This window comes from Kitasatospora sp. NPDC042419 (assembly GCF_056437345.1).
Genome location: NZ_JBWKAW010000024.1, coordinates 89999 through 107998, shown reverse-complemented (window position 1 = coordinate 107998; position 18000 = coordinate 89999). Strand labels below are relative to the sequence as shown.

21 protein-coding genes are annotated in these 18000 nt (G+C 73.7%); 7 read left to right on the top strand and 14 right to left on the bottom strand.

All coding sequences use genetic code 11. From position 1 onward, the window contains the following. Positions 1–40: 40 nt before the first annotated feature. The gene (locus AC067J_RS32950) at positions 41–1033 is read right to left on the bottom strand and encodes a LuxR C-terminal-related transcriptional regulator (RefSeq protein WP_478305472.1); all 993 of its coding nucleotides are present in this window, start codon (positions 1031–1033) and stop codon (positions 41–43) included. A gap of 142 nt (positions 1034–1175) precedes the next feature. Here AC067J_RS32950 and AC067J_RS32945 point away from each other — a divergent pair, with 142 nt between their 5' ends. Beyond that, a complete protein-coding gene (locus tag AC067J_RS32945) occupies positions 1176–2096 on the top strand; it encodes a branched-chain amino acid transaminase (RefSeq protein WP_478305471.1) in 921 nt (306 codons plus the stop codon). 56 nt (positions 2097–2152) lie between these two features. Here the strand turns inward: AC067J_RS32945 and AC067J_RS32940 are convergent, their stop codons facing one another. The 9 genes from AC067J_RS32940 to clpS form a co-directional block, all read right to left on the bottom strand. Further along, positions 2153–2899, bottom strand: a complete 747-nt coding sequence (locus AC067J_RS32940) for an MBL fold metallo-hydrolase (protein ID WP_478305470.1) — start codon at positions 2897–2899, stop codon at positions 2153–2155. A 277-nt stretch (positions 2900–3176) separates the two neighbouring features. Continuing rightward, a complete protein-coding gene (locus AC067J_RS32935) occupies positions 3177–3368 on the bottom strand; it encodes a MerR family transcriptional regulator (protein WP_478305468.1) in 192 nt (63 codons plus the stop codon). Between the two features lie 207 nt (positions 3369–3575). Beyond that, positions 3576–4544, bottom strand: a complete 969-nt coding sequence (locus AC067J_RS32930; protein WP_478305466.1) for a PLP-dependent cysteine synthase family protein — start codon at positions 4542–4544, stop codon at positions 3576–3578. Between the two features lie 95 nt (positions 4545–4639). After that, positions 4640–4918: a MoaD/ThiS family protein gene (locus AC067J_RS32925; RefSeq protein ID WP_344324737.1), complete on the bottom strand. Its 279-nt coding sequence runs from the start codon at positions 4916–4918 to the stop codon at positions 4640–4642. Between the two features lie 104 nt (positions 4919–5022). Then, the gene (locus AC067J_RS32920; RefSeq protein WP_327677307.1) at positions 5023–5142 is read right to left on the bottom strand and encodes a putative leader peptide; all 120 of its coding nucleotides are present in this window, start codon (positions 5140–5142) and stop codon (positions 5023–5025) included. Positions 5143–5292: 150 nt separating this feature from the next. Next, the gene (locus tag AC067J_RS32915; protein ID WP_478305463.1) at positions 5293–5724 is read right to left on the bottom strand and encodes a M67 family metallopeptidase; all 432 of its coding nucleotides are present in this window, start codon (positions 5722–5724) and stop codon (positions 5293–5295) included. A gap of 76 nt (positions 5725–5800) precedes the next feature. Next, a complete protein-coding gene (locus AC067J_RS32910; RefSeq protein WP_478305462.1) occupies positions 5801–7267 on the bottom strand; it encodes an amino acid permease in 1467 nt (488 codons plus the stop codon). 298 nt (positions 7268–7565) lie between these two features. After that, positions 7566–8141, bottom strand: a complete 576-nt coding sequence (locus AC067J_RS32905) for a DUF2017 domain-containing protein (protein ID WP_478305460.1) — start codon at positions 8139–8141, stop codon at positions 7566–7568. 56 nt (positions 8142–8197) lie between these two features. Further along, positions 8198–8491 carry an ATP-dependent Clp protease adapter ClpS gene (clpS, locus tag AC067J_RS32900; protein ID WP_327677315.1) on the bottom strand — a complete coding sequence of 98 codons (294 nt, stop codon included), beginning with the start codon at positions 8489–8491 and terminating at the stop codon, positions 8198–8200. Between the two features lie 177 nt (positions 8492–8668). Between clpS and AC067J_RS32895 the strand changes: the two genes are divergently transcribed. Both AC067J_RS32895 and AC067J_RS32890 read left to right on the top strand, forming a co-directional pair. Then, positions 8669–9985 carry a nicotinate phosphoribosyltransferase gene (locus AC067J_RS32895; protein ID WP_478305457.1) on the top strand — a complete coding sequence of 439 codons (1317 nt, stop codon included), beginning with the start codon at positions 8669–8671 and terminating at the stop codon, positions 9983–9985. A 268-nt stretch (positions 9986–10253) separates the two neighbouring features. Further along, positions 10254–10844 carry an isochorismatase family protein gene (locus AC067J_RS32890; RefSeq protein ID WP_478305456.1) on the top strand — a complete coding sequence of 197 codons (591 nt, stop codon included), beginning with the start codon at positions 10254–10256 and terminating at the stop codon, positions 10842–10844. Positions 10845–11006: 162 nt separating this feature from the next. On the opposite strand, the gene AC067J_RS32885 is transcribed toward AC067J_RS32890, so the two are convergent. Continuing rightward, a complete protein-coding gene (locus AC067J_RS32885) occupies positions 11007–12023 on the bottom strand; it encodes a hypothetical protein (RefSeq protein ID WP_478305454.1) in 1017 nt (338 codons plus the stop codon). 256 nt (positions 12024–12279) lie between these two features. Between AC067J_RS32885 and AC067J_RS32880 the strand changes: the two genes are divergently transcribed. Then, a complete protein-coding gene (locus tag AC067J_RS32880; RefSeq protein WP_478305452.1) occupies positions 12280–13026 on the top strand; it encodes a hypothetical protein in 747 nt (248 codons plus the stop codon). Between the two features lie 528 nt (positions 13027–13554). After that, a complete protein-coding gene (locus AC067J_RS32875; protein WP_478305451.1) occupies positions 13555–14001 on the top strand; it encodes a hypothetical protein in 447 nt (148 codons plus the stop codon). A 114-nt stretch (positions 14002–14115) separates the two neighbouring features. Here AC067J_RS32875 and AC067J_RS32870 read toward each other — a convergent pair whose 3' ends face one another. Continuing rightward, entirely contained in the window at positions 14116–14679 is a 564-nt protein-coding gene (locus AC067J_RS32870; RefSeq protein ID WP_478305449.1) for a DinB family protein, read from the bottom strand. Between the two features lie 114 nt (positions 14680–14793). After that, positions 14794–15213, bottom strand: coding sequence for a winged helix-turn-helix transcriptional regulator (locus tag AC067J_RS32865; RefSeq protein WP_478305448.1), 420 nt, complete (start codon positions 15211–15213; stop codon positions 14794–14796). A 148-nt stretch (positions 15214–15361) separates the two neighbouring features. Between AC067J_RS32865 and AC067J_RS32860 the strand changes: the two genes are divergently transcribed. After that, complete coding sequence (locus AC067J_RS32860; RefSeq protein WP_478305446.1) at positions 15362–16030, top strand: NAD(P)-dependent oxidoreductase; 669 nt, start codon at positions 15362–15364, stop codon at positions 16028–16030. A 123-nt stretch (positions 16031–16153) separates the two neighbouring features. Continuing rightward, complete coding sequence (locus tag AC067J_RS32855; RefSeq protein ID WP_478305444.1) at positions 16154–16645, top strand: N-acetyltransferase family protein; 492 nt, start codon at positions 16154–16156, stop codon at positions 16643–16645. An 18-nt stretch (positions 16646–16663) separates the two neighbouring features. On the opposite strand, the gene AC067J_RS32850 is transcribed toward AC067J_RS32855, so the two are convergent. Beyond that, the gene (locus AC067J_RS32850) at positions 16664–17947 is read right to left on the bottom strand and encodes a S8 family serine peptidase (RefSeq protein WP_478305442.1); all 1284 of its coding nucleotides are present in this window, start codon (positions 17945–17947) and stop codon (positions 16664–16666) included. Between the last annotated feature and the right edge of the window lie 53 nt (positions 17948–18000).

The window sequence follows — 18000 nt, the reverse complement described above, 5'->3', positions numbered from 1 at the left end:
CGCCCCGCCGCACCGGGGCGGTCGGACGTGCCGGGAGCGGTCAGACGCGGCCGAGGCGGGCCGCGTACACGCCGGCCTGGAACCGGCTCTCCGCGCCCAGGCCGGCGGTCAGTTCGGCGACCAGCCGGCGCACCGTCCGCTCGGACACCTCCAGCTTCCGGGCGATCGCCGCATCGGTCAGCCCGGCCGCCAGCAGCCGCAGAACCTCGATGTGACGGTCCGTCATGTCGTCGGTTCCCGGGAGGAGTTCCGGGGGGATCCAGGCCGCCGACCAGAAGTACTCGAACAGTTCGGCGACCAGGGCGACCAGGGCCGGCTCCCGCACCACCACCGCCGCCCCGGCGGCGGGGGCGTCCCCGCCCGCGCCGGCGCCCGGGGCGGGGAGGATCGCCAGCCGGGCGTCCACCACGATCAGCCAGAGCGGCAGCGAGTGGGCGGCCCTGATCCGCGCCCCGGCCGCGGTCAACTCCCGGACGTGCGCGAGCACGGCCGGCCGGCGCAGGGCCGCGGCCGGATAGATGGTGCGCAGCTCGGCCCCGTGGGCGAGGGCGAGCCGTTCGCGGGCGAGCTTGCCGGCGAGGGCGGCCTCGGAGAGGTCCTGTCCGGGCCGGAGGGAGAGTGCCTCGGTGCGGGCGCCGCGCGCGGCGTCCTCCAACAGGGCGGCGATCCGGTCGGCGCCGCGGACGACTTCGAGTGCGGTGCCGGCCCGGTGGCGCTGCTGGACCGGCAGGTAGCGGGTGTGCAGGTGGTCGACCGAGTCGCGGGCCCGGCGCAGCGCGCCGACCAGGGCGGTGACCTGTTCGTCGGCGTCGATGAGCAGTTGGCGGACGGCGGTGTCGACGGAGACGGCGGCGTGGCCGGGGGGACGTCCGGCGGCGGTGGGCTGGAGCAGGCCGAGGGCGTGCAGTTCGGCGGTGGCGGCGGCGAGTCGTGCTTCGTCCCAGTCGGGGCCGGTCTCGGCGGGCGGATGGTCCGGTCCGGCGAGCAGTCGGGCGTAGAGCTGGGTGGCGTCGCCGCCGGTGGGGCTCTCCATCGGCGCAGCCTAGTGAAGGGGGCGGGGGGCCGTGCGGGGGTTTCCGAGGGGCGAGACGGTGCGCTTCCGGTCCCGGTCATGGCCGGTTCCGGCAGTGCCGGGGTGGCTGACCGGCGGCGGGCGGGTGGTCAGGATGGGCGGCATGGCAGCTCTTCCCGAAGCTTCGACGATCTGGTTGGACGGCGCGCTGGTGCCCTGGCAGGAGGCGCGGACGCATGTCCTGACACACGGCCTGCACTACGGCACGGGGGTGCTGGAGGGCACCCGGGCGTTCGCCACGGCGGACGGCCCGGCGGTCTTCCGGCTGACCGAGCACCTGCGCCGGCTGGACCGCAGTGCGCGCATGCTGCGGATGGAACTCCCGTACGGTGTGGACGACTTGGCCGAGGCCACGGTGGCGCTGGTGCGGGCCAACGGTCACCGTTCGTGCTACCTGCGGCACTTCGCCTTCCTGGGGTACGGCTCGATGGGCCTGGACATGCGGTTCTCGCCGACCACGACGGCGATCGCGAGCTGGGAGTGGCACGGGCAGCTCCCGGACGCCGCGGCGGGGATCCGTTTGAAGACGAGCAGTTGGCGGCGGACCGATCCGAACGCGGTGCCGCCGGCCGCGAAGGCGACCGGTCCGTACCTGAACTCGGTGCTGGCCCGCCGGGAGGCGACCGACGCGGGGTACGACGAGGCGCTGCTGCTGGGGCCGGACGGCGCGGTGAGCGAGTGCACCGGGGAGAACGTGTTCGTGGTGCGGGGCGGGGTGCTGCGCACGCCGCCGGCGAGTGCGGGCGCGCTGGAGGGGATCACCCAGGACACCGTGCTGACGCTGGCCCGGGACCTCGGGGTGGAGGTGCGGGTGGAGGCGCTGCTGCGGTCGGACCTGTACGCGGCGGACGAGGTGTTCCTGTGCGGTACGGCGGCCGGGGTGGTCGCGGTGGGTTCGCTGGACGACCGGGAGCTGCCGGCCGCGCCGGGTCCGTTGACGGTGCGGTTGCGGGCGGCGTACGAGGCGGCGGTCTCGGGTGCCGATCCGCGCTACCGGCACTGGCTGACGCCGGTCGGCGGCTAGGGCGGGTCCTGGCTGGACGGACCCGGGCTGGGCGGGTCCGGTGCGCCCCGGCGGCCTCAGATCTCGTAGACCGCTCCGGCCCGGGCGATCTCGACGGGGCCGGCGAACGCGGCGGCGGCGTCCCGCAGGTTGTGTTCGGCGTCGGTCCACGGCGGGATGTGCGTGAGGACGAGCCGGCGGGCGTGGGCCGCGGTGGCGTGCTCGCCGGCCTCGCGGCCGTTGAGGTGGACGGCCCGGTAGGTGTCGCGGCCGTCGATGTAGGCGGCCTCGCAGAGGAAGAGGTCGGTGTCGCGGGCGAGTTCGACGAGTTCGGGGCTCTCGCCGGTGTCGCCGGAGTAGACGAGGCTGCGGCCGTCGTGCTCCAGCCGGAAGGCGAAGGCGTCGACGGGGTGGTTGACCTGGGCGACCTCGATCCGGAAGGGGCCGAGGTCGAAGCGGCCCGGGGTGAGGGTGCGGAACTCGAACACCTCCTTCATGCCCGGGTTCTCGGGCATGTCGTAGGCGCGGGCCATCCGTTCGGCGGTACCGGCCGGCCCGTAGACGGGCATCGGGTCGGGACAGCCTTCGGCGCGGTAGTTGCGGGCGACCCAGTAGGCGCAGAGGTCGACGCAGTGGTCGGCGTGCAGGTGGCTGAGCAGGACGGCGTCGACCTCGTAGATCGACACGTACTTCTGCAGGGCGCCGAGCGCGCCGTTGCCGAGGTCGAGCACGACGCGGTAGCCGTCGGCCTCCACGAGGTAGCTGGAGCACGGCGAGTCGGCGGACGGGAAGCTCCCCGAGCACCCCACCACGGTCAGTTTCATCCGAGCCCCTCCGCCCCGACACGTCCTGGCTGCCGCTGGTCATGACAGAGCGGGCCGGGTGAACCGGCCGGTAGCGCTGCCCTTCGCGTGTGTCGAGGGTAAGGGCGGAGGGGCACTTTGCCCCCGTCTCCGTGCCGTGCTGTGGCTGGAATCACCAGAACGCCGGGAGCCGGGGGCCGGTGCCCTGGTCGGCGGATGACCGGGCGGTGGTCGGTAGTGGTCGACGAGCGGTCGTCGGGTGGTCGGGGCGGTGGTCGGCGGGTGGCCGGGCGGTGGTTCAGCGGTGGCCGGGGCGCCGGCGGGCCCAGGCGCGGATGGTGTCGGGGTACCAGCGGGGGTGGCCGCTGCCGTCGGTCACGTCCGGTTCGGGGAGCAGGCCGTGCCGCCGGTAGTTGCGGACGGTCTCGGGCTGGACGTTGATGTGGCGGGCGATCTCGGCGTACGACCACAGGTCGGTGCTGCGGCTCACGGGTCACCTCCGGCTGTGCGTGGGGGGACGTGCGTGATCAGCTTTTCCGGGCCCGGCGGCACCTTCGGCGCGGAACGGACACCGTGGTCGTACCGTGACGGACCGGGAGCACGGTACGGACAAATCCCCGATCGTCACGGGTGCGAACGGACCGGCGAACGGCGAACGGCCGCACGGGGCGCCGGCCGCCGGGCCGGCCGGTGCGGCTCAGGCCCAGAGCTGGCCCTGCAGCGCCTCGACCGCCGCCTCGGTGGACTCGGCGGTGTAGATGCCGGTGGAGAGGTACTTCCAGCCGCCGTCCGCGACCACGAAGACGATGTCGGCGCGCTCGCCGGCCTTGGCGGCCTTGCGGCCGACACCGATCGCCGCGTGCAGGATCGCGCCGGTGGAGACGCCCGCGAAGATGCCCTCCTGCTGGAGGAGTTCGCGGGTGCGCAGCACGGCGTCGGCGGAGCCGACCGAGAAGCGGGTGGTGAGCACCTCGGCGTCGTACAGCTCGGGGACGAAGCCCTCGTCGAGGTTGCGCAGGCCGTAGACGAGGTCGTCGTAGCGCGGTTCGGCGGCGACGATCCGCACACCGGGGACCTTCTCGCGCAGGAACCGGCCGACTCCCATCAGGGTGCCGGTGGTGCCGAGGCCGGCCACGAAGTGGGTGACGGCGGGCAGGTCGGCGAGGATCTCGGGGCCGGTGGTGGCGTAGTGGGCGCCGGCGTTGTCGGGGTTGCCGTACTGGTAGAGCATCACCCAGTCGGGGTGCTCGGCGGCGATCTCCTTGGCGATGCGCACCGCGGTGTTGGAGCCGCCGGCGGCCGGCGAGGGGATGATCTCGGCGCCCCACATGCGGAGCAGTTCGCGCCGTTCCTCGCTGGTGTTCTCGGGCATCACGCAGACCATCCGGTAGCCCTTGAGCTTGGCGGCCATGGCGAGCGAGATGCCGGTGTTGCCGCTGGTGGGCTCCAGGACGGTGCAGCCCGGGGTGAGCCGGCCCTCGGCCTCGGCGCGCTCGATCATGTGCAGCGCCGGGCGGTCCTTGATGGAGCCGGTGGGGTTGCGGTCCTCCAGCTTGGCCCAGAGGGTGACCAGGCCCTCGGTGTTGCCGGGGATCCCCGCGGAGATCCGGGGCAGGCGGACCAGCGGGGTGTTGCCGACGGCTTCGAGCGGGCTGTCGTAACGCAAGGGGTGCCTCCGGCAACGGCGGTGGGGTCGGGTCGGGCGCCCGCCCGGGCCCGGCGGACCGCGCCGGCGGGCGCGGGGCCGGGGCGGGCGGGAGGTCAGCGGGCGCCGCCGGCCACGGCGGGCAGGATGGTGACGCTGTCGCCGTCGGCGACGGCGGTGGAGATGCCCTCCAGGAAGCGGACGTCCTCGTCGTTCAGGTAGACGTTGACGAAGCGGCGCAGCTCGCCGCCGTCCAGCAGGCGGGCGGCGATGCCGGGGTGGCGGGCGTCGAGGTCCTGGAAGAGTTCCCCGAGGTTGCTGCCGGAGCCCTCGACGGCCTTGGCGCCGTCGGTGTAGGTGCGGAGGATGGTCGGGATGCGGACCTCGATGGCCATGGGTGCGCTCCTGTGCGAGTCGTGAGGTGGGGTGGGCCGCAGCGGGCGCGGCAGGGCGTGGTGGGCCCGGGGCGTCGAGCCTGCGTCGGGCCGGGGCGGGCTGCTCAGCGCGAGCGCGCCGGCGTGCCGGGACAGATCGCACTGGCGAGCCGGCACAGGTCGACGTGCAGGCGCGCCACGAGGCGGGTGCCCGGGGCCTGGGTGCTCACATCGACGGAACGCATGGGCTCATCGTATAGATTCCCGGGCCCGCTCCTCCATGCCCGTCTCGGGATTCGGATGATTCCGTTCCTGATGGTGAGACCGGCCCGGAACGACAAGGGCCCGCCGACCACTCGCGGACGGTCGGCGGGCCTCGCCCAGGTGGGTGCGGGTCAGGCCGGGTAGGCCTCGACGACCTGGACGTCTTCCTCTGTGATCGCACCGTCCACGATGCGGAACGAGCGGAACTGGTACGGATCCTCCGGGCCGTTGCCGTCGGCGGTGGAGACGAGGACGTAGTGGGCGTTCGGCTCGGAGGCGTAGCTCACGTCGGTGCGCGACGGGTAGGCCTCGGTGGCGGTGTGCGAGTGGTAGACGATCACGGGCTCCTCGTCCCGCTCGTCCATCTCGCGGTAGAGCTTGAACAGGTCGCCCGAGTCGAACTCGTAGAAGGTCGGCGAGCGGGCCGCGTTGAGCATCGGGATGAACCGCTCGGGGCGGCCGCCGCCCTCCGGACCGGCGACCACGCCGCAGGCCTCGTCCGGGTGGTCGGCGCGGGCGTGGGCGACGATCGCGTCCCGCAGTTCTCGGGTGATGGTCAGCATGCGGCCAGGATAGCCACGCCCCGGCGGACGGCGACGGGGTGTCCACCGCCCGGTCCGCCGGGGTCTCGCGGGCCGGTCAGTGCCCGGTGCCGGTCCCGGTGCCGGCGCCGTTGCGGGCGTGCAGGTGGTCGTGCGCGACGGCGTGGACGGCCTCGGGCCGGCGGCGCTTGAGCACCTGGTAGCCGACGACCAGCAGCACGGCCCAGCCCGGGAAGACGTACAGGGAGATCCGGTTGCTCTCGTCCAGGGCGATCAGCACGACCACCAGGACGAGGAAGGCCAGTGCGGCCCAGCTGCTCCAGGTGCCGCTGGGCGCCTTGAAGCCGGGCGGCGGCAGGTGGCCGGCCTTCCAGGCCTTCCGGTAGCGGATCTGGCAGACCAGGATCATCGCCCAGGTCCAGAGGCCGCAGACGGTGGCGACCGAGGTGATGTACTCGAACGCCTTGGCCGGGACGAGGTAGTTGAGCACCACGCCGGCGCCCATCAGCAGGCAGGAGAGGGTGATCGCGGCGGCCGGGGTGCGGTTGGAGTTGAGCTTGGTGAGCCGGCCGGGGGCCTGGCCGCGCAGGGCGAGGTCACGGAGCATCCGGCCGGTGGAGTACATGCCGGAGTTGCAGGAGGAGAGCGCGGCGGTGAGCACCACGAAGTTGATGATGCCGGCGGCGGCGGGGATGCCGATCTTGCCGAAGGCGGCGACGAACGGGCTGACGCCGGGCTGGAACTCGGTCCACGGCACCAGCGAGAGGATGATCACCAGGGCGCCGATGTAGAAGAGCGCGATGCGCCACGGCAGGGTGTTGATGGCGCGCGGCAGGGTCTTCTGCGGGTTCTCGCTCTCGCCGGCGGTGACGCCGACGAGTTCGACGCCCAGGTAGGCGAACATGACGATCTGCAGGGTCATCACGGTGGCGCCGATGCCCTTGGGGAAGAAGCCGCCGTCCGCCCAGAGGTGGGTGATCGACGCGGTGTCGCCGGCGTCGCTGAAGCCGAGGGTGAGCACGCCGATGCCGATCAGGATCATGCCGATGATGGCGGTGACCTTGATCATGGAGAACCAGAACTCGATCTCGCCGAAGAGCTTCACCGAGATCAGGTTGGCCCCGTAGAGGATGACCAGGAAGGTGAGCGCGCTGAGCCACTGGGGGATGTCGGGCGCCCAGAACTTCACGTAGACGGCGGCGGCGGTGGTTTCCGCCATGCCCGTGACAACCCAGAAGAGCCAGTACGTCCAGCCGGTGACGTAGCCCGCGAACGGGCCGAGGAACTCCCGCGCGTACTCGGCGAAGCTCCCGGCGACCGGGCGGTAGGTGAGCAGCTCGCCGAGCGCCCGCATGATCACGAAGATCACCACGCCGGCGACGGCGTAGGACAGGATCAGGCTGGGGCCGGACTTGGAGATCGCCGTGCCGGCGCCGAGGAAGAGGCCGGTGCCGATCGCGCCGCCGATCGCGATCATCTGGATCTGGCGGCTGCCGAGCCCCCGCTGATAGCCCTCCTCGTCCGGTTCGGTGTCGACGACTTCGTCGTAAACCTGCTCGGCCATGCTGCACCGTCCTGGATGGGTGGTCTCGTGGGGTGGGGTGAAGTCGTACCACGCTGGATCCGGATAGCGGTGTCCATCTGAGCGATATTTGAGCATGTCCCGATAGGGTTTCGCCCGTTTTGGCCGGAAAAGCCACGACCCCCCGTCCAGCATGCGGACGGGGGGTCGTGGCTCGCTCCGGGCGGTGCGCGGACGGGTGCGCGGACGGTGCGCGGACGGCCCGGGACGCCTCCGCACTGCGACGGTGCGCGGGCGGCCCGCGGACGGGCCGGGACGCCTCCGCACCCGGGCGGGGGCGTCAGTCGGACATCGACTCCAGCAGCGACTCCTGGAGGGCGCCGAGCCACAGGTAGGCCATCACCAGCGGCTTGCGGTCGTCGCTGTCCGGCAGGTCGTAAAGGCCCTGCTCGTCCTCCTCGGTGACCTCCAGCCGCACCCCGAGGGTCAGCCGCAGGTCGTTGAGCGCGCCCAGCCAGCGCAGGCACTCGGCGGCGGCCAGCTTCAGCACGCCGCCCTCGCCGCCGAGCCCGTCCAGGGCCTGGACGACGTGCAGCGCGTCCTCGCGCTTGCGGGCCCGCAGGTCCAGCTCGGTGTAGCGGCGGAACTCGCCGGAGGCCGCCCGGGACTCGTCGTCCTCGGGCTTCGCCGGATCACCGTAGGCGTCCGGGAAGAGCCGGGCGAGCGCCGGGTCGGCGGGCGCCTCGCTCGGCCCCTCGGCGAACAGCGCCGCCAGCGGATCGTCGCTCACCCCGCCCGGGCCGGGGCCGATCATCTCCAGCATCTGCACCTCCAGCGAGCGCAGGATGGACGCCTCCAGCTCGTCCAGCGCGATCGCCGCGCTCCCGCCGCCGGCACTTTCGAACAACCCAGCCATCGGTATCGGTCAGCCCGTCTTCGTCGTCTCTGGTGGTCTGCTGCGGTCGGGCGGGATCAGTCGTGCTGCAGCGTGGCCCAGAGGCCGTAGCCGTGCATCGCCTGCACGTCGCGCTCCATCTCCTCGCGGGACCCGCTGGAGACCACCGCCCGGCCCTTGGTGTGCACCTCCATCATCAGCTTCCGGGCCTTGTCCTTCGGGTAGCCGAAGTAGGCCTGGAAGACGTACTGGACGTAGCTCATCAGGTTGACCGGGTCGTTGTGGACGATGGTGACCCACGGGGTGTCCGGTTCCACCACCGGCAGGCCTTCGACCTCCGGGCGCTCGATCTCCACGGGCGCGACACTCACCGACGGGTCCCTCCTCGCAGTTCCTGCTCCCACAGGGGCATCACCTGCCCCTCCAGCCCCCATGCTGCCATCCGGGGGACCGGCGGGCGATTCCGCCCCGGCGCCCGCGACGCGCTGGACGACCGACCCCGCCGAGAAATCGTCACTCTGACGCTAAGGGGTAGTAACATCATCCTCATGGACGCCACTTCCGTGCCCGCGGCCGGCTCGACCGCGCTGCTCACCGACCGCTACGAGCTCACCATGCTGCAGGCCGCCCTGCGCAGCGGAGCCGCGCACCGCCGCTCCGTGTTCGAGGTGTTCACCCGCCGACTGCCCGGCGGCCGCCGCTACGGCGTGATGGCCGGCACCGGCCGGGTCCTGGACGCCGTCGAGAACTTCCGCTTCACCTCGGCCCAGCTCGACTGGCTCGCCGGCCAGCACGTGGTCGACGAGGAGACCCTGCGCTACCTCGCCGACTACCGGTTCACCGGGGACATCCACGGCTACCCCGAGGGCGAGGTCTACTTCCCCGGCTCGCCGCTGCTCACCGTCGAGGGCAGCTTCGCCGAGGCGGTGATCCTGGAGACGGTGATCCTCTCGATCCTGAACCACGACTCCGCGATCGCCGCCGCCGCCTCCCGGATGACCTCCGCCGCCGGCAGCCGCCCGGTGATCGAGATGGGCGCCCGGCGCGCCCACGAGCAGGCCGCCGTCTCCGCCGCCCGCGCCGCCTACGTGGCCGGCTTCGCCGCCACCTCCGACCTGGAGGCCGGCTTCACCTACGGCATCCCGACCACCGGGACGGCCGCCCACGCCTTCACCCTGGTCCACGACAGCGAGCGGGACGCGTTCCGGGCCCAGATCGCCTCGATGGGCAAGGGCACCACGCTGCTGGTCGACACCTTCGACCTGCGCGAGGCGGTCCGCACCGCGGTGGAGGTGGCCGGACCCGAACTGGGCGCGGTCCGGATCGACTCCGGCGACCTCACCCTGCTCGCCCACCGGGTCCGCCGCCAGCTGGACGAGCTGGGCGCCACCGCGACCAGGATCATCGTGACCTCCGACCTCGACGAGTACGCGATCGCCGCACTGGCCGCCGCCCCGGTGGACGGCTACGGCGTCGGCACCAGCCTGGTGACCGGCAGCGGCCACCCGACCTGCGCGATGGTCTACAAGCTGGTCGCCCGGGCCGCCGAGCCGGACGGCCCGATGATCCCGGTCGCCAAGCGCGCGGCCGGCGGCAAGACCAGCATCGGCGGGCGCAAGTGGGCGGCCCGGCGGCCCGACGCGGACGGCGTCGCCGACGCCGAGGTGGTCGGCACCGGACCGGTTCCCGCCGAACTGGAGCCGCACCTCGTCCCGGTGCCGCTGGTCAAGGCCGGCGAGGTGGTCGGCCGCGAGCCGCTGGCCGCCGCGCGCGACCGGCACGTCCGGGCCCGGGCCGCCCTGCCGCTGTCGGCCACCCAGCTCTCCAAGGGCGACCCGGTGCTGGCGACCGAGCTGCACCTCTGACGACCGTTCGCACACGGGGCGGGGCCCGGGCGCGCCCCGGGCCTTCCGCCCCCGGATGCCACTGCCTACAGTCGACCGTAGAGTTCCCCCCGAAGTCCCCTGACGTCCCCCGCAGGGCCCACGCCGGCCCTCCGCCGAAGCCCCCGCCGTGTCCCACACCGCCGCCCCACCGCCGAACCCCGTCAGACCCCCGTCAGACCCCCGTCGGACCCCCGTCGGACGCGCCCCCACCGGCGCGCCGCCCCCAGCAGACCGAGGAATGCGAGCCATGCACCGGGCACTGATCGTCGTCGACGTGCAGAACGACTTCTGCGAGGGCGGCAGCCTGGCCGTCGCGGGCGGGGCCGAGGTGGCCGCCGCGATCACCGACCTCATCGCCGAGTCCGCCCCCGGCTACCGGCACATCCTCGCCACCCGCGACAACCACATCGACCCGGGTGACCACTTCTCCGAGCAGCCCGACTACGTGCACAGCTGGCCGGTGCACTGCGTGGCGGGCACCGAGGGGGTGGGCTTCCACCCCAACTTCGCGCCGTCCGTCACCTCCGGCGCGATCGAGGCGGTCTTCGACAAGGGCGCCTACGCGGCCGCGTACAGCGGTTTCGAAGGCGTGGACGAGAACAACCGCGGGCCGGCCGAGTGGCTGCGCGAGCGGCAGGTCACCGAGGTGGACGTGGTCGGCATCGCCACCGACCACTGCGTCAAGGCCACCGCGCTGGACGCGGTGCGGGCCGGCTTCACCACCCGGGTGCTGCTCGACCTGACGGCCGGGGTCGCCGAGCCCACCACCACCGCCGCGCTCGCGGAGCTTCGGGCGGCCGGGGTGGAGCTGGTCGGCACACCGACGGTCGGGGGCTGAACCTCCCGCCCCCGCCGGTCACCGCCCGGTTCGCAGGTCGGCTCGCCGCCGGGTCCACCGCTCGGTTCGCAGGTCGGCTCGCCGTTCGTCACACGGGTCGGTTCGCGGGTCGGTTCGCGGGTCGGCTCGCCGTTCGGCACACGGGCCGGCTCACCGCCCGGTTCACCGCTCGGTGACCAGCAGCTCCACCACGTCGGTGCCGCCCAGCCGGAACGCCTCGCGCAGCTCGGCACCGACGGCGTCCGGCTCCTCCGCCAGCCGCGGGCCGGAGACGTAGACCACCCGCACGCCGAGGTACTCCATCCGGTGCTGGCCGCCGCGCACCCAGGCGGCCTCTCCCTCGCTGACGCAGCGCAGCTCCGAGTCGACCTCCACCGCCACCCCCGCCGCCGGCCAGTACAGGTCGGGGACGGCGATGTAGGTGCCGCCGCGCATCCGCAGCTCCGGACCGGTCAGCGGGACGGGCAGCAGCCACTCGTCCACCAGGGCGCCGACCCGGTCCAGCACCGCGTCCCGCTCGGCGGCCAGCAGCCCGTCCAGCACCGCCCGCACCCGGGGGTCGGCGACCAGCCCGGACTCGGCCAGCTCGGCGGCCAACTCCCGCACCGTGCAGCGGAGCTCGGGGCGGTCGACCGCCTCGCTCAGCACTTCCCGGACCGGCACCGGGCCGGCCGGGCCCGCCCCGGACGTCCACTCGCGCAGCGCGTCCGCGACCGCCCTCGCGACCGGCGCGCAGGCCAGCCCGTGCACCGAGCGCGCCACCAGCTCCCGTTCGGTGCGCCGGATCCGGACCTCGCCCGCGTCCTTCAGCCGGCGCTGGCGCGGCACCAGCACGTCCACGCCGGTGACGGCGGGCAGCCGGGGCACCGCGGTGAAGCCGTACAGCGCCAGTGCGGCGGCGCCGGTGATCACCGCCCGCTCCCGGCGCCCCTCCTCCCGGCCGTTCTGCGCCGCGTACAGCAGGGCCGCCCACATCCGCTGCTCCGGCGAAGGCTCGCCGGACTGCAACAGGTAGACCCGGGGCAGCAGTCGCTGCCAGGGCCCGCCGCGGCGGCAGTGTTCACTGATGATCCGGGCCGGCACGCCACGGGCGCGCAGCTGGCCGGCGGTGACGACGTTCTGCTGACGGCGCGCCAGCTCCTCCAGGGAAGGCGGCGGCGTGGGAATCCGGTAGCTCATGCCGACACCATCCCCAACCCCCCGGAACGAGGAGTCACCGCCTGACGCACTGTTACCCAACCGTCGCGAAACCGGGACCAGCTCGCACTAAAGTCCTCATACCCTCACCCATTCGGAGGAATGGGCGATCATATGTTTGTCACAGCTGATCGCGCTCGATCGGCGACCAGGACGTCTGACCGTGCGTGACCAAGCACATACGCCGAAGTCACCTCCGGGCGTCACTCCCACCCTCCGCATTGCCTACCCTTAGTGCATGTCACGTGACGAGACCGCCGGCCTCCGCGCGGCCCAGCTCCGCCTCGGCCGCCTGCCCGGATACGTCCGCCGGCCGGATCCGGCCCGCCGCAGCGGCGAACAGGGCCATACGTACAAGAAGGGCTGGGAGGTCCGCTTCACCGCCCGCAGCGAGGCGGAGATAGCCGAGATCCGCGACCTGGTGGTCGCCGCCGGGTTCGCCCCCGCCAGACCCTTCTTCAAGGGGCACCAGCTGATCCAGCCCGTCTACGGGATGGCCGCCGTCCAGGCCTACCTGGCCGCTAGACAGGCGGCCGAGGAACACGCCGCGCGCGCCGCCCACGGACGCGGCCGGCGCGGCACCGACGGAGCCGGCCACGAAGCCGTCCACGAACCCGTCGCGGCCGCCTGCGAGGCCGCGGGCGCCGTACGCGACGCCGCCGGACGTGACGCCCCCGGACGCGACGCCCCTGCGCGAGGTGCCGCCGTACGCGACGCCGCCGCCCGGGACACCGTCGTGCACACCGCCGTGCGCGACACCGCCGCCGGCGCCGTCGCCGACGGCATCGGGGGCGGCCGCGCCGTCCGCGACCGGATGGAGATCGTCGGAGCCGCCGCGGATGCCGCCGAGGCCGCCGCGGCCGCGGCCGCGCGACTGGCCCTCCGACGGGTCACCGAGGCGTTCCCCGCCCAGCTCGAACGGAGCACCGCGGCGGACGACCGGATCGCCCCCGCCGCCTCCGCCGAGGCCCCTCGGACTCGTTGACGGTTCGTCAACTCTCTGCTCGTACACGGCGATGCGTCGACAAAGGGCCGGGCACGCGGGATGCGTGCGACGGGGCCGGCCCACCGATCCACCTCCTCCACGGAACCGCCGCCCCGGCCCGCGCCCCAGCCCACCGGACCCGTCGAGCGCGCGAGCGGTGGTGCGGACGGTGGTGCGCGAGCGGCTTCGCGCCGCAGGCGTGGACGAGAGCCGCCGAACCGCTTACGGTGGCACATCACACCGTCTGCGGTGGCGCGCCGACCGGCCCGCCCCCCTGGCCGTGCCACCCCGCTGACCGGCCACGACGCACCAGCAGCAACGCCTCTGACACCACTGCGCACCGCTCACCGCCCGCTCACCACCGCCGCGCCGCCCGCCGGACCCACCCGGCCACCGCCGGAACCGGCCGCGCGTCGACGCCTTCCGGGCATTCCATCCGATTGGTAACCCAGCGCACCGAGCGCCTACCGTAGAGTGAGCACAGATGATCGACCGTCAGATGCCCATCTCACTTGCCGAGAAGCCGAGATGACCAATCGTCAGGACAGCACCGCCGAGCCACCCCCGGAGCCCGGCGAACCACCCGCCGTACCGCTGGAGTTCGCGGCGTTCTGCGAACTCCACCGACCGCGGTACCTCAGCTACGCCCACGTCTGGCTCCCGGACCAGGCCCAGGCCGCCGGCGCCGTCCAGCAGGCCTTCGCCGAGATAGCCGTCCACTGGCGCGAGTTGCTGGGGAGCTCCAACCCGACCGCGCGCGCCTGGCAGATCCTGCGCAGCACCGTGGGCGAGCACACCCGGCGGAGCGATCCGCCGCCGGAACGTCCCGGCCACGCCGCCGACGACGACCTCGCCATCCTGCACTACGTCGTCGGCCTCGCCGCACCCGAGATCGCCGACGTCATCGGCACCGACACCGCCAGCGTGGCCGGCCGACTGCGCCGCACCATGCTGCGCGAGGCCTCCGGCTGGTGACCCGGGGCGCGCCGCCCTGCCCGTCGCGCCCCCCATCACCGCCACACCTCGACCGGCCCGTCAGGCTCCGCCGGGCCCCGGCCGTCCGGCCCGCTCAGACCCGTTCAGACCCGCTCAGACCCGCTCGCCCGTCACGTCGTACAGGTGGTGGACCGGATCGTGGATCAGGTAGCGGGCGAACGACTCCACCGTGAAACGCGCCCCGTCGCTGCGGTTGCCGGTCCGCGCCCACTGCGCGCCCGCCACCCCCTCGAACGCCCCCGCCAGCACCTCCGCGGCCTCGGCCAGCTCCGCCGCCACCACCGCCGGCTCCTGCTCCCCGTACCGCTCGGCGACGGCCGTCTCGTCCTGGTCCCAGTTCGCGAACAGCGGGTCGTCCCGGTCCAGCATCAGGTTCAGCCGCACGTGGAACAGCCGGAAGACGTCACGGACATGGCACGCGTACTCAAGGTCCGACCAGATCTCCGGGCGCGGCCGGCGGCGCAGCGCCTCCGCGCCGCCGGTCAGCACGGCCAGCCAGCCCTCCGCGTTGGCCCGGACCATCCCGGCGACGTCCTCCCCGGCCACCGCCCCCGCGTCCAGCCCGCAGTCCGGACACGGGCGCTCCAGCACCCAGGTCCAGTCCTTGGAGTCCGGAACGATCCCGTCGGCGGCGTCGGCCTGCTCAGAAGTGGTCATAGGTCCAGCATGGCCGTGCCCGCACCGGGCCCACCAGCGGCGTCAGCGCCAGCGGTCGCCGAAATGCTGCCACGCCCGCCGCGCGCGACCGCCACTCACCGCTCGCGACCGCCGCTAACCGGCGGCCCCGCGCTCGTACACCTCCCGCTCGTACGCCTCGCGCGCCGCCAGCAGCTCCGCCAGGTTCGCGCGGCTCCAGTCACAGACCGCGTCCATCGGCCCCAGCAGCGTCCGCCCGAGCGGCGTCAGCGCGTACTCGACCCGCGGCGGGTTCTCGTCGTACTCGGTGCGGACGACCACGCCCTCGTACTCCATCGCGCGCAGCGACTCGGCCAGCACCTTCGCGGTGATCCCCGCCAGCGGCACCCTCAACTCGGAGAAACGGCGCGGACCGCCCTCCAGGCAGCGCATGATCTTCCAGGCCCACTTCCGCCCGCCCAGCACGGGAACCGTCTGCACCGGGCAGTCCGGGTCGAAGAAGTCCGCCGGAAGCGGCGCGGGCGCGGTCTGCGTGGTACCCCCGGTCTGCGTCATGCCCCGACCGTAGCCGACCTGCCTCCCGCCGACCGTGCTCCCTTCCGGCCCGCCTCCCGCCGGTACCGTTGAAGTAACCGGCACCCCCCGGTCTACCGTCACGGCAACGGCGGGCGACAGCGCCCCCGACGAACGGACGGAGACCGCGATGAGCAGTACCGACAGCCGGACCGACGCACCCGTGGACGTCGTCGTCTTCGGCGCCGGCGGCCAGGTCGGCCGCGCCGTCGTCGCCGAGGCCCGGCGCCGCGGACTGACCGTCACCGCCGCCGTCCGCGACCCCGGACGCCACGCCGACCTCGCCGGCCCCGGCGTCACCCTGGTGCCCTGCGACGTCACCGACCCCGCCGCCGTCGCCGCCGCGGCCCGCGGCCACGCCTCCGCCGTCAGCACCGTCTACACCCCCGACGTCCCCTCCGCCGAGTTCTACCCCGCCGCCGCCCGCGCCCTCGTCACCGGCCTCGGGACGGCCGGGGTCGGCCGACTGGTCCACGTCGGAGTCGCCACCACCCTGGAGACCGCCCCCGGCGTCGCCGTCCACGACGACCCCGCCTTCCCCGAGGCCTACCGCGCCTTCTCGCTCGGCCACGCCGCCGCCCTCGACCTGCTCCGGGACTCCCCCGCCACCCTCGACTGGGTCACCGTCACCCCGCCCCTCGACCTCGACCGCACCGCCCCCGGCACCGGCGCCTACCGGATCGGCGGCCCGCAGGTCCTCGGCGAACGGATCGCCCAGGCCGACCTCGCCGTCGCCGTCACCGACCAGCTCACCGGACCGGCCGCCCGCCACCGCGAACAGATCGCCGTCGCCGCATAGCCCCGCCGGGCCCGGGCGCCGACCGGTCGGGCGGACGGGCGGACGGGCGGACGGACCAGGAGGCCCCGCACCGGGGCGAAACCCCCTGGCCGGGGCGGGACACGCCGGTCCATGCTGGGCACCATGCACATCCGCGAAGCCACCCCCGACGACTGGCCCGCCATCTGGCCGTTCCTGCACGACATCATCGCCGCCGGCGAGACCTACTGCTGGGACCGCGACACCCCCGAGGACCGCGCCCGCGCCACCTGGTTCAAGCCCAACGGCCGCGTCCTCGTCGCCGTCGACGAGGACGCGGCCGGGAGCGTCCTCGGCACCGCGGAGATGCACCCCAACCAGGCCGGCGGCGGCGCCCACGTCGCCAACGCGGGCTTCATGGTCGACCCCCGCCACGCCGGCCGCGGCGTCGCCCGCGCCCTCTGCGCCCACGTCCTCGACCGGGCCCGCGCCGACGGCTACCGCGCCATGCAGTTCAACGCCGTCGTCGAGACCAACCACCGCGCCGTCGCCCTCTGGCAGTCCTCCGGCTTCGACATCCTCGCCACCGTCCCCGCCGCCTTCGACCACCCCGACAAGGGTCCCGTCGGCCTCCACATCATGCACCGCGCCCTGTAGGCCCCGCCCCGGACGAGGTCACCCCCGCCGGGGCGGCCACTGCTGCTCTTGCGGCTGTTGCGGCGGCGGATACCCCTGGTACCCGCCCGCCGCCACAGCAGCCACCCGCCGCCGACGCCGCCCCCGGACCACCAGCACCGCCCCGGCCACTCCCCCGACCACCACCGCGACGCCGGACGCCCCCAGCAGCGTGTACGTCACCCCCGGATTCCCCCCGGAAGCGCCCCCCGGAACCGGCGCCGGAGACTCCCACGGCTCGTCACTCCCCGCAACCGCCGGCGCCCCCTGCGACTCCGCACGCCCGAGCAGCGGATTCTCCCTGGGCCCCCCGTCGACCGCGGCATTCGGCTCCAGCGCCCTGGCCGGTGACAGCAATCCGTACCCGTACCGGTCATTCGGTACCGCGTCCCCACCGGCGGGCGGCGTAGCGCTCCTGATCATCCGGTTGATCACCTGCCCCGCCGAGAGGTTCGGGTACTTCGCCCGGATGAGCGCGGCGGTCGCCGACACGTAAGCGGTGGCGGCGGATGTGCCGTTGCCGACGCCATAGCTCGAGTCGGATTTGGCCGTGGCTTGATAGATCCCCGTGCCCGCCGCCACGAGCGTGGTCTCGGGTCCGTACGTCGACCGCTCCCACAGCTCGGCGCGTTCACCGACCGCACCCACCGCCACCACCCCGGGAAAAGCCGCCGGATACTCGACCGCCGCAGCCTTGTCCCCGTCGTTCCCCGTCGAGGCGACCACCACGACGTCCTTGGCGATCGCGTAGCTGATCGCCTCACGGGCCTGGAGGTCCAGGCGGGAGAGCTCACCGATCGACATGTTGACGACCTTTGCCCCGTGGTCCACCGCGAATCGGACGGCCTGCGCGACGTCGGACTGCTGAAGGTCCTGCCGTTCACCGTTCCATCGGATCCGGACGGGGAGGATCTTCGCCCTGGGAGCAAGGCCGATCACCCCGGCCTGTGCACCGTGCCCGTGCCCGGCGATCAGGCTGGCGATTCCCGTGCCGTGGCCGTCGTCGTCCACCCTCCCGTCCGTCTTGGCCCCGGAGAAGTCGGCTCCGGACAACACCTGCCCGCTCAGATCCTGGTGGTCCGGCCTGACACCGCTGTCCACGACGGCGACGACGACACCCTCCCCCTGACTGTCGGGCCAGAGCTTCGACTCCGCTTCGTAGGTTCGCAGGGCCCACTGATTGTCTCGGATCTGGTCCGCCGCTGCCGGACAGGCGGCCAGGCCCAACAGAAGGGCCCCGGCGGCGAACGCCGCCGCGCCACGCGCCAGTCGGTCGGTTGCCAACCCGGTCACCTCACTCAGCACAGCAGTCGTCCCGCAGGCCGTCGGCCTGCGGG

Bases quoted from the DNA above. Each gene is read 5' to 3' on its own strand.
- AC067J_RS32885 (WP_478305454.1), bottom strand. From the start codon at position 12,023: ATGAGCTACCGGATTCCCACGCCGCCGCCTTCCCTGGAGGAGCTGGCG.
- AC067J_RS32855 (WP_478305444.1), top strand. From the start codon at position 16,154: ATGCACATCCGCGAAGCCACCCCCGACGACTGGCCCGCCATCTGGCCG.
- AC067J_RS32910 (WP_478305462.1), bottom strand. From the start codon at position 7,267: ATGGCCGAGCAGGTTTACGACGAAGTCGTCGACACCGAACCGGACGAG.
- AC067J_RS32865 (WP_478305448.1), bottom strand. From the start codon at position 15,213: ATGACGCAGACCGGGGGTACCACGCAGACCGCGCCCGCGCCGCTTCCG.
- AC067J_RS32905 (WP_478305460.1), bottom strand. From the start codon at position 8,141: ATGGCTGGGTTGTTCGAAAGTGCCGGCGGCGGGAGCGCGGCGATCGCG.
- AC067J_RS32940 (WP_478305470.1), bottom strand. From the start codon at position 2,899: ATGAAACTGACCGTGGTGGGGTGCTCGGGGAGCTTCCCGTCCGCCGAC.
- AC067J_RS32920 (WP_327677307.1), bottom strand. From the start codon at position 5,142: ATGCGTTCCGTCGATGTGAGCACCCAGGCCCCGGGCACCCGCCTCGTG.
- AC067J_RS32880 (WP_478305452.1), top strand. From the start codon at position 12,280: ATGTCACGTGACGAGACCGCCGGCCTCCGCGCGGCCCAGCTCCGCCTC.
- AC067J_RS32915 (WP_478305463.1), bottom strand. From the start codon at position 5,724: ATGCTGACCATCACCCGAGAACTGCGGGACGCGATCGTCGCCCACGCC.
- AC067J_RS32875 (WP_478305451.1), top strand. From the start codon at position 13,555: ATGACCAATCGTCAGGACAGCACCGCCGAGCCACCCCCGGAGCCCGGC.
- AC067J_RS32950 (WP_478305472.1), bottom strand. From the start codon at position 1,033: ATGGAGAGCCCCACCGGCGGCGACGCCACCCAGCTCTACGCCCGACTG.
- AC067J_RS32890 (WP_478305456.1), top strand. From the start codon at position 10,254: ATGCACCGGGCACTGATCGTCGTCGACGTGCAGAACGACTTCTGCGAG.
- AC067J_RS32860 (WP_478305446.1), top strand. From the start codon at position 15,362: ATGAGCAGTACCGACAGCCGGACCGACGCACCCGTGGACGTCGTCGTC.
- AC067J_RS32945 (WP_478305471.1), top strand. From the start codon at position 1,176: ATGGCAGCTCTTCCCGAAGCTTCGACGATCTGGTTGGACGGCGCGCTG.
- AC067J_RS32925 (WP_344324737.1), bottom strand. From the start codon at position 4,918: ATGGCCATCGAGGTCCGCATCCCGACCATCCTCCGCACCTACACCGAC.
- AC067J_RS32895 (WP_478305457.1), top strand. From the start codon at position 8,669: ATGGACGCCACTTCCGTGCCCGCGGCCGGCTCGACCGCGCTGCTCACC.
- AC067J_RS32870 (WP_478305449.1), bottom strand. From the start codon at position 14,679: ATGACCACTTCTGAGCAGGCCGACGCCGCCGACGGGATCGTTCCGGAC.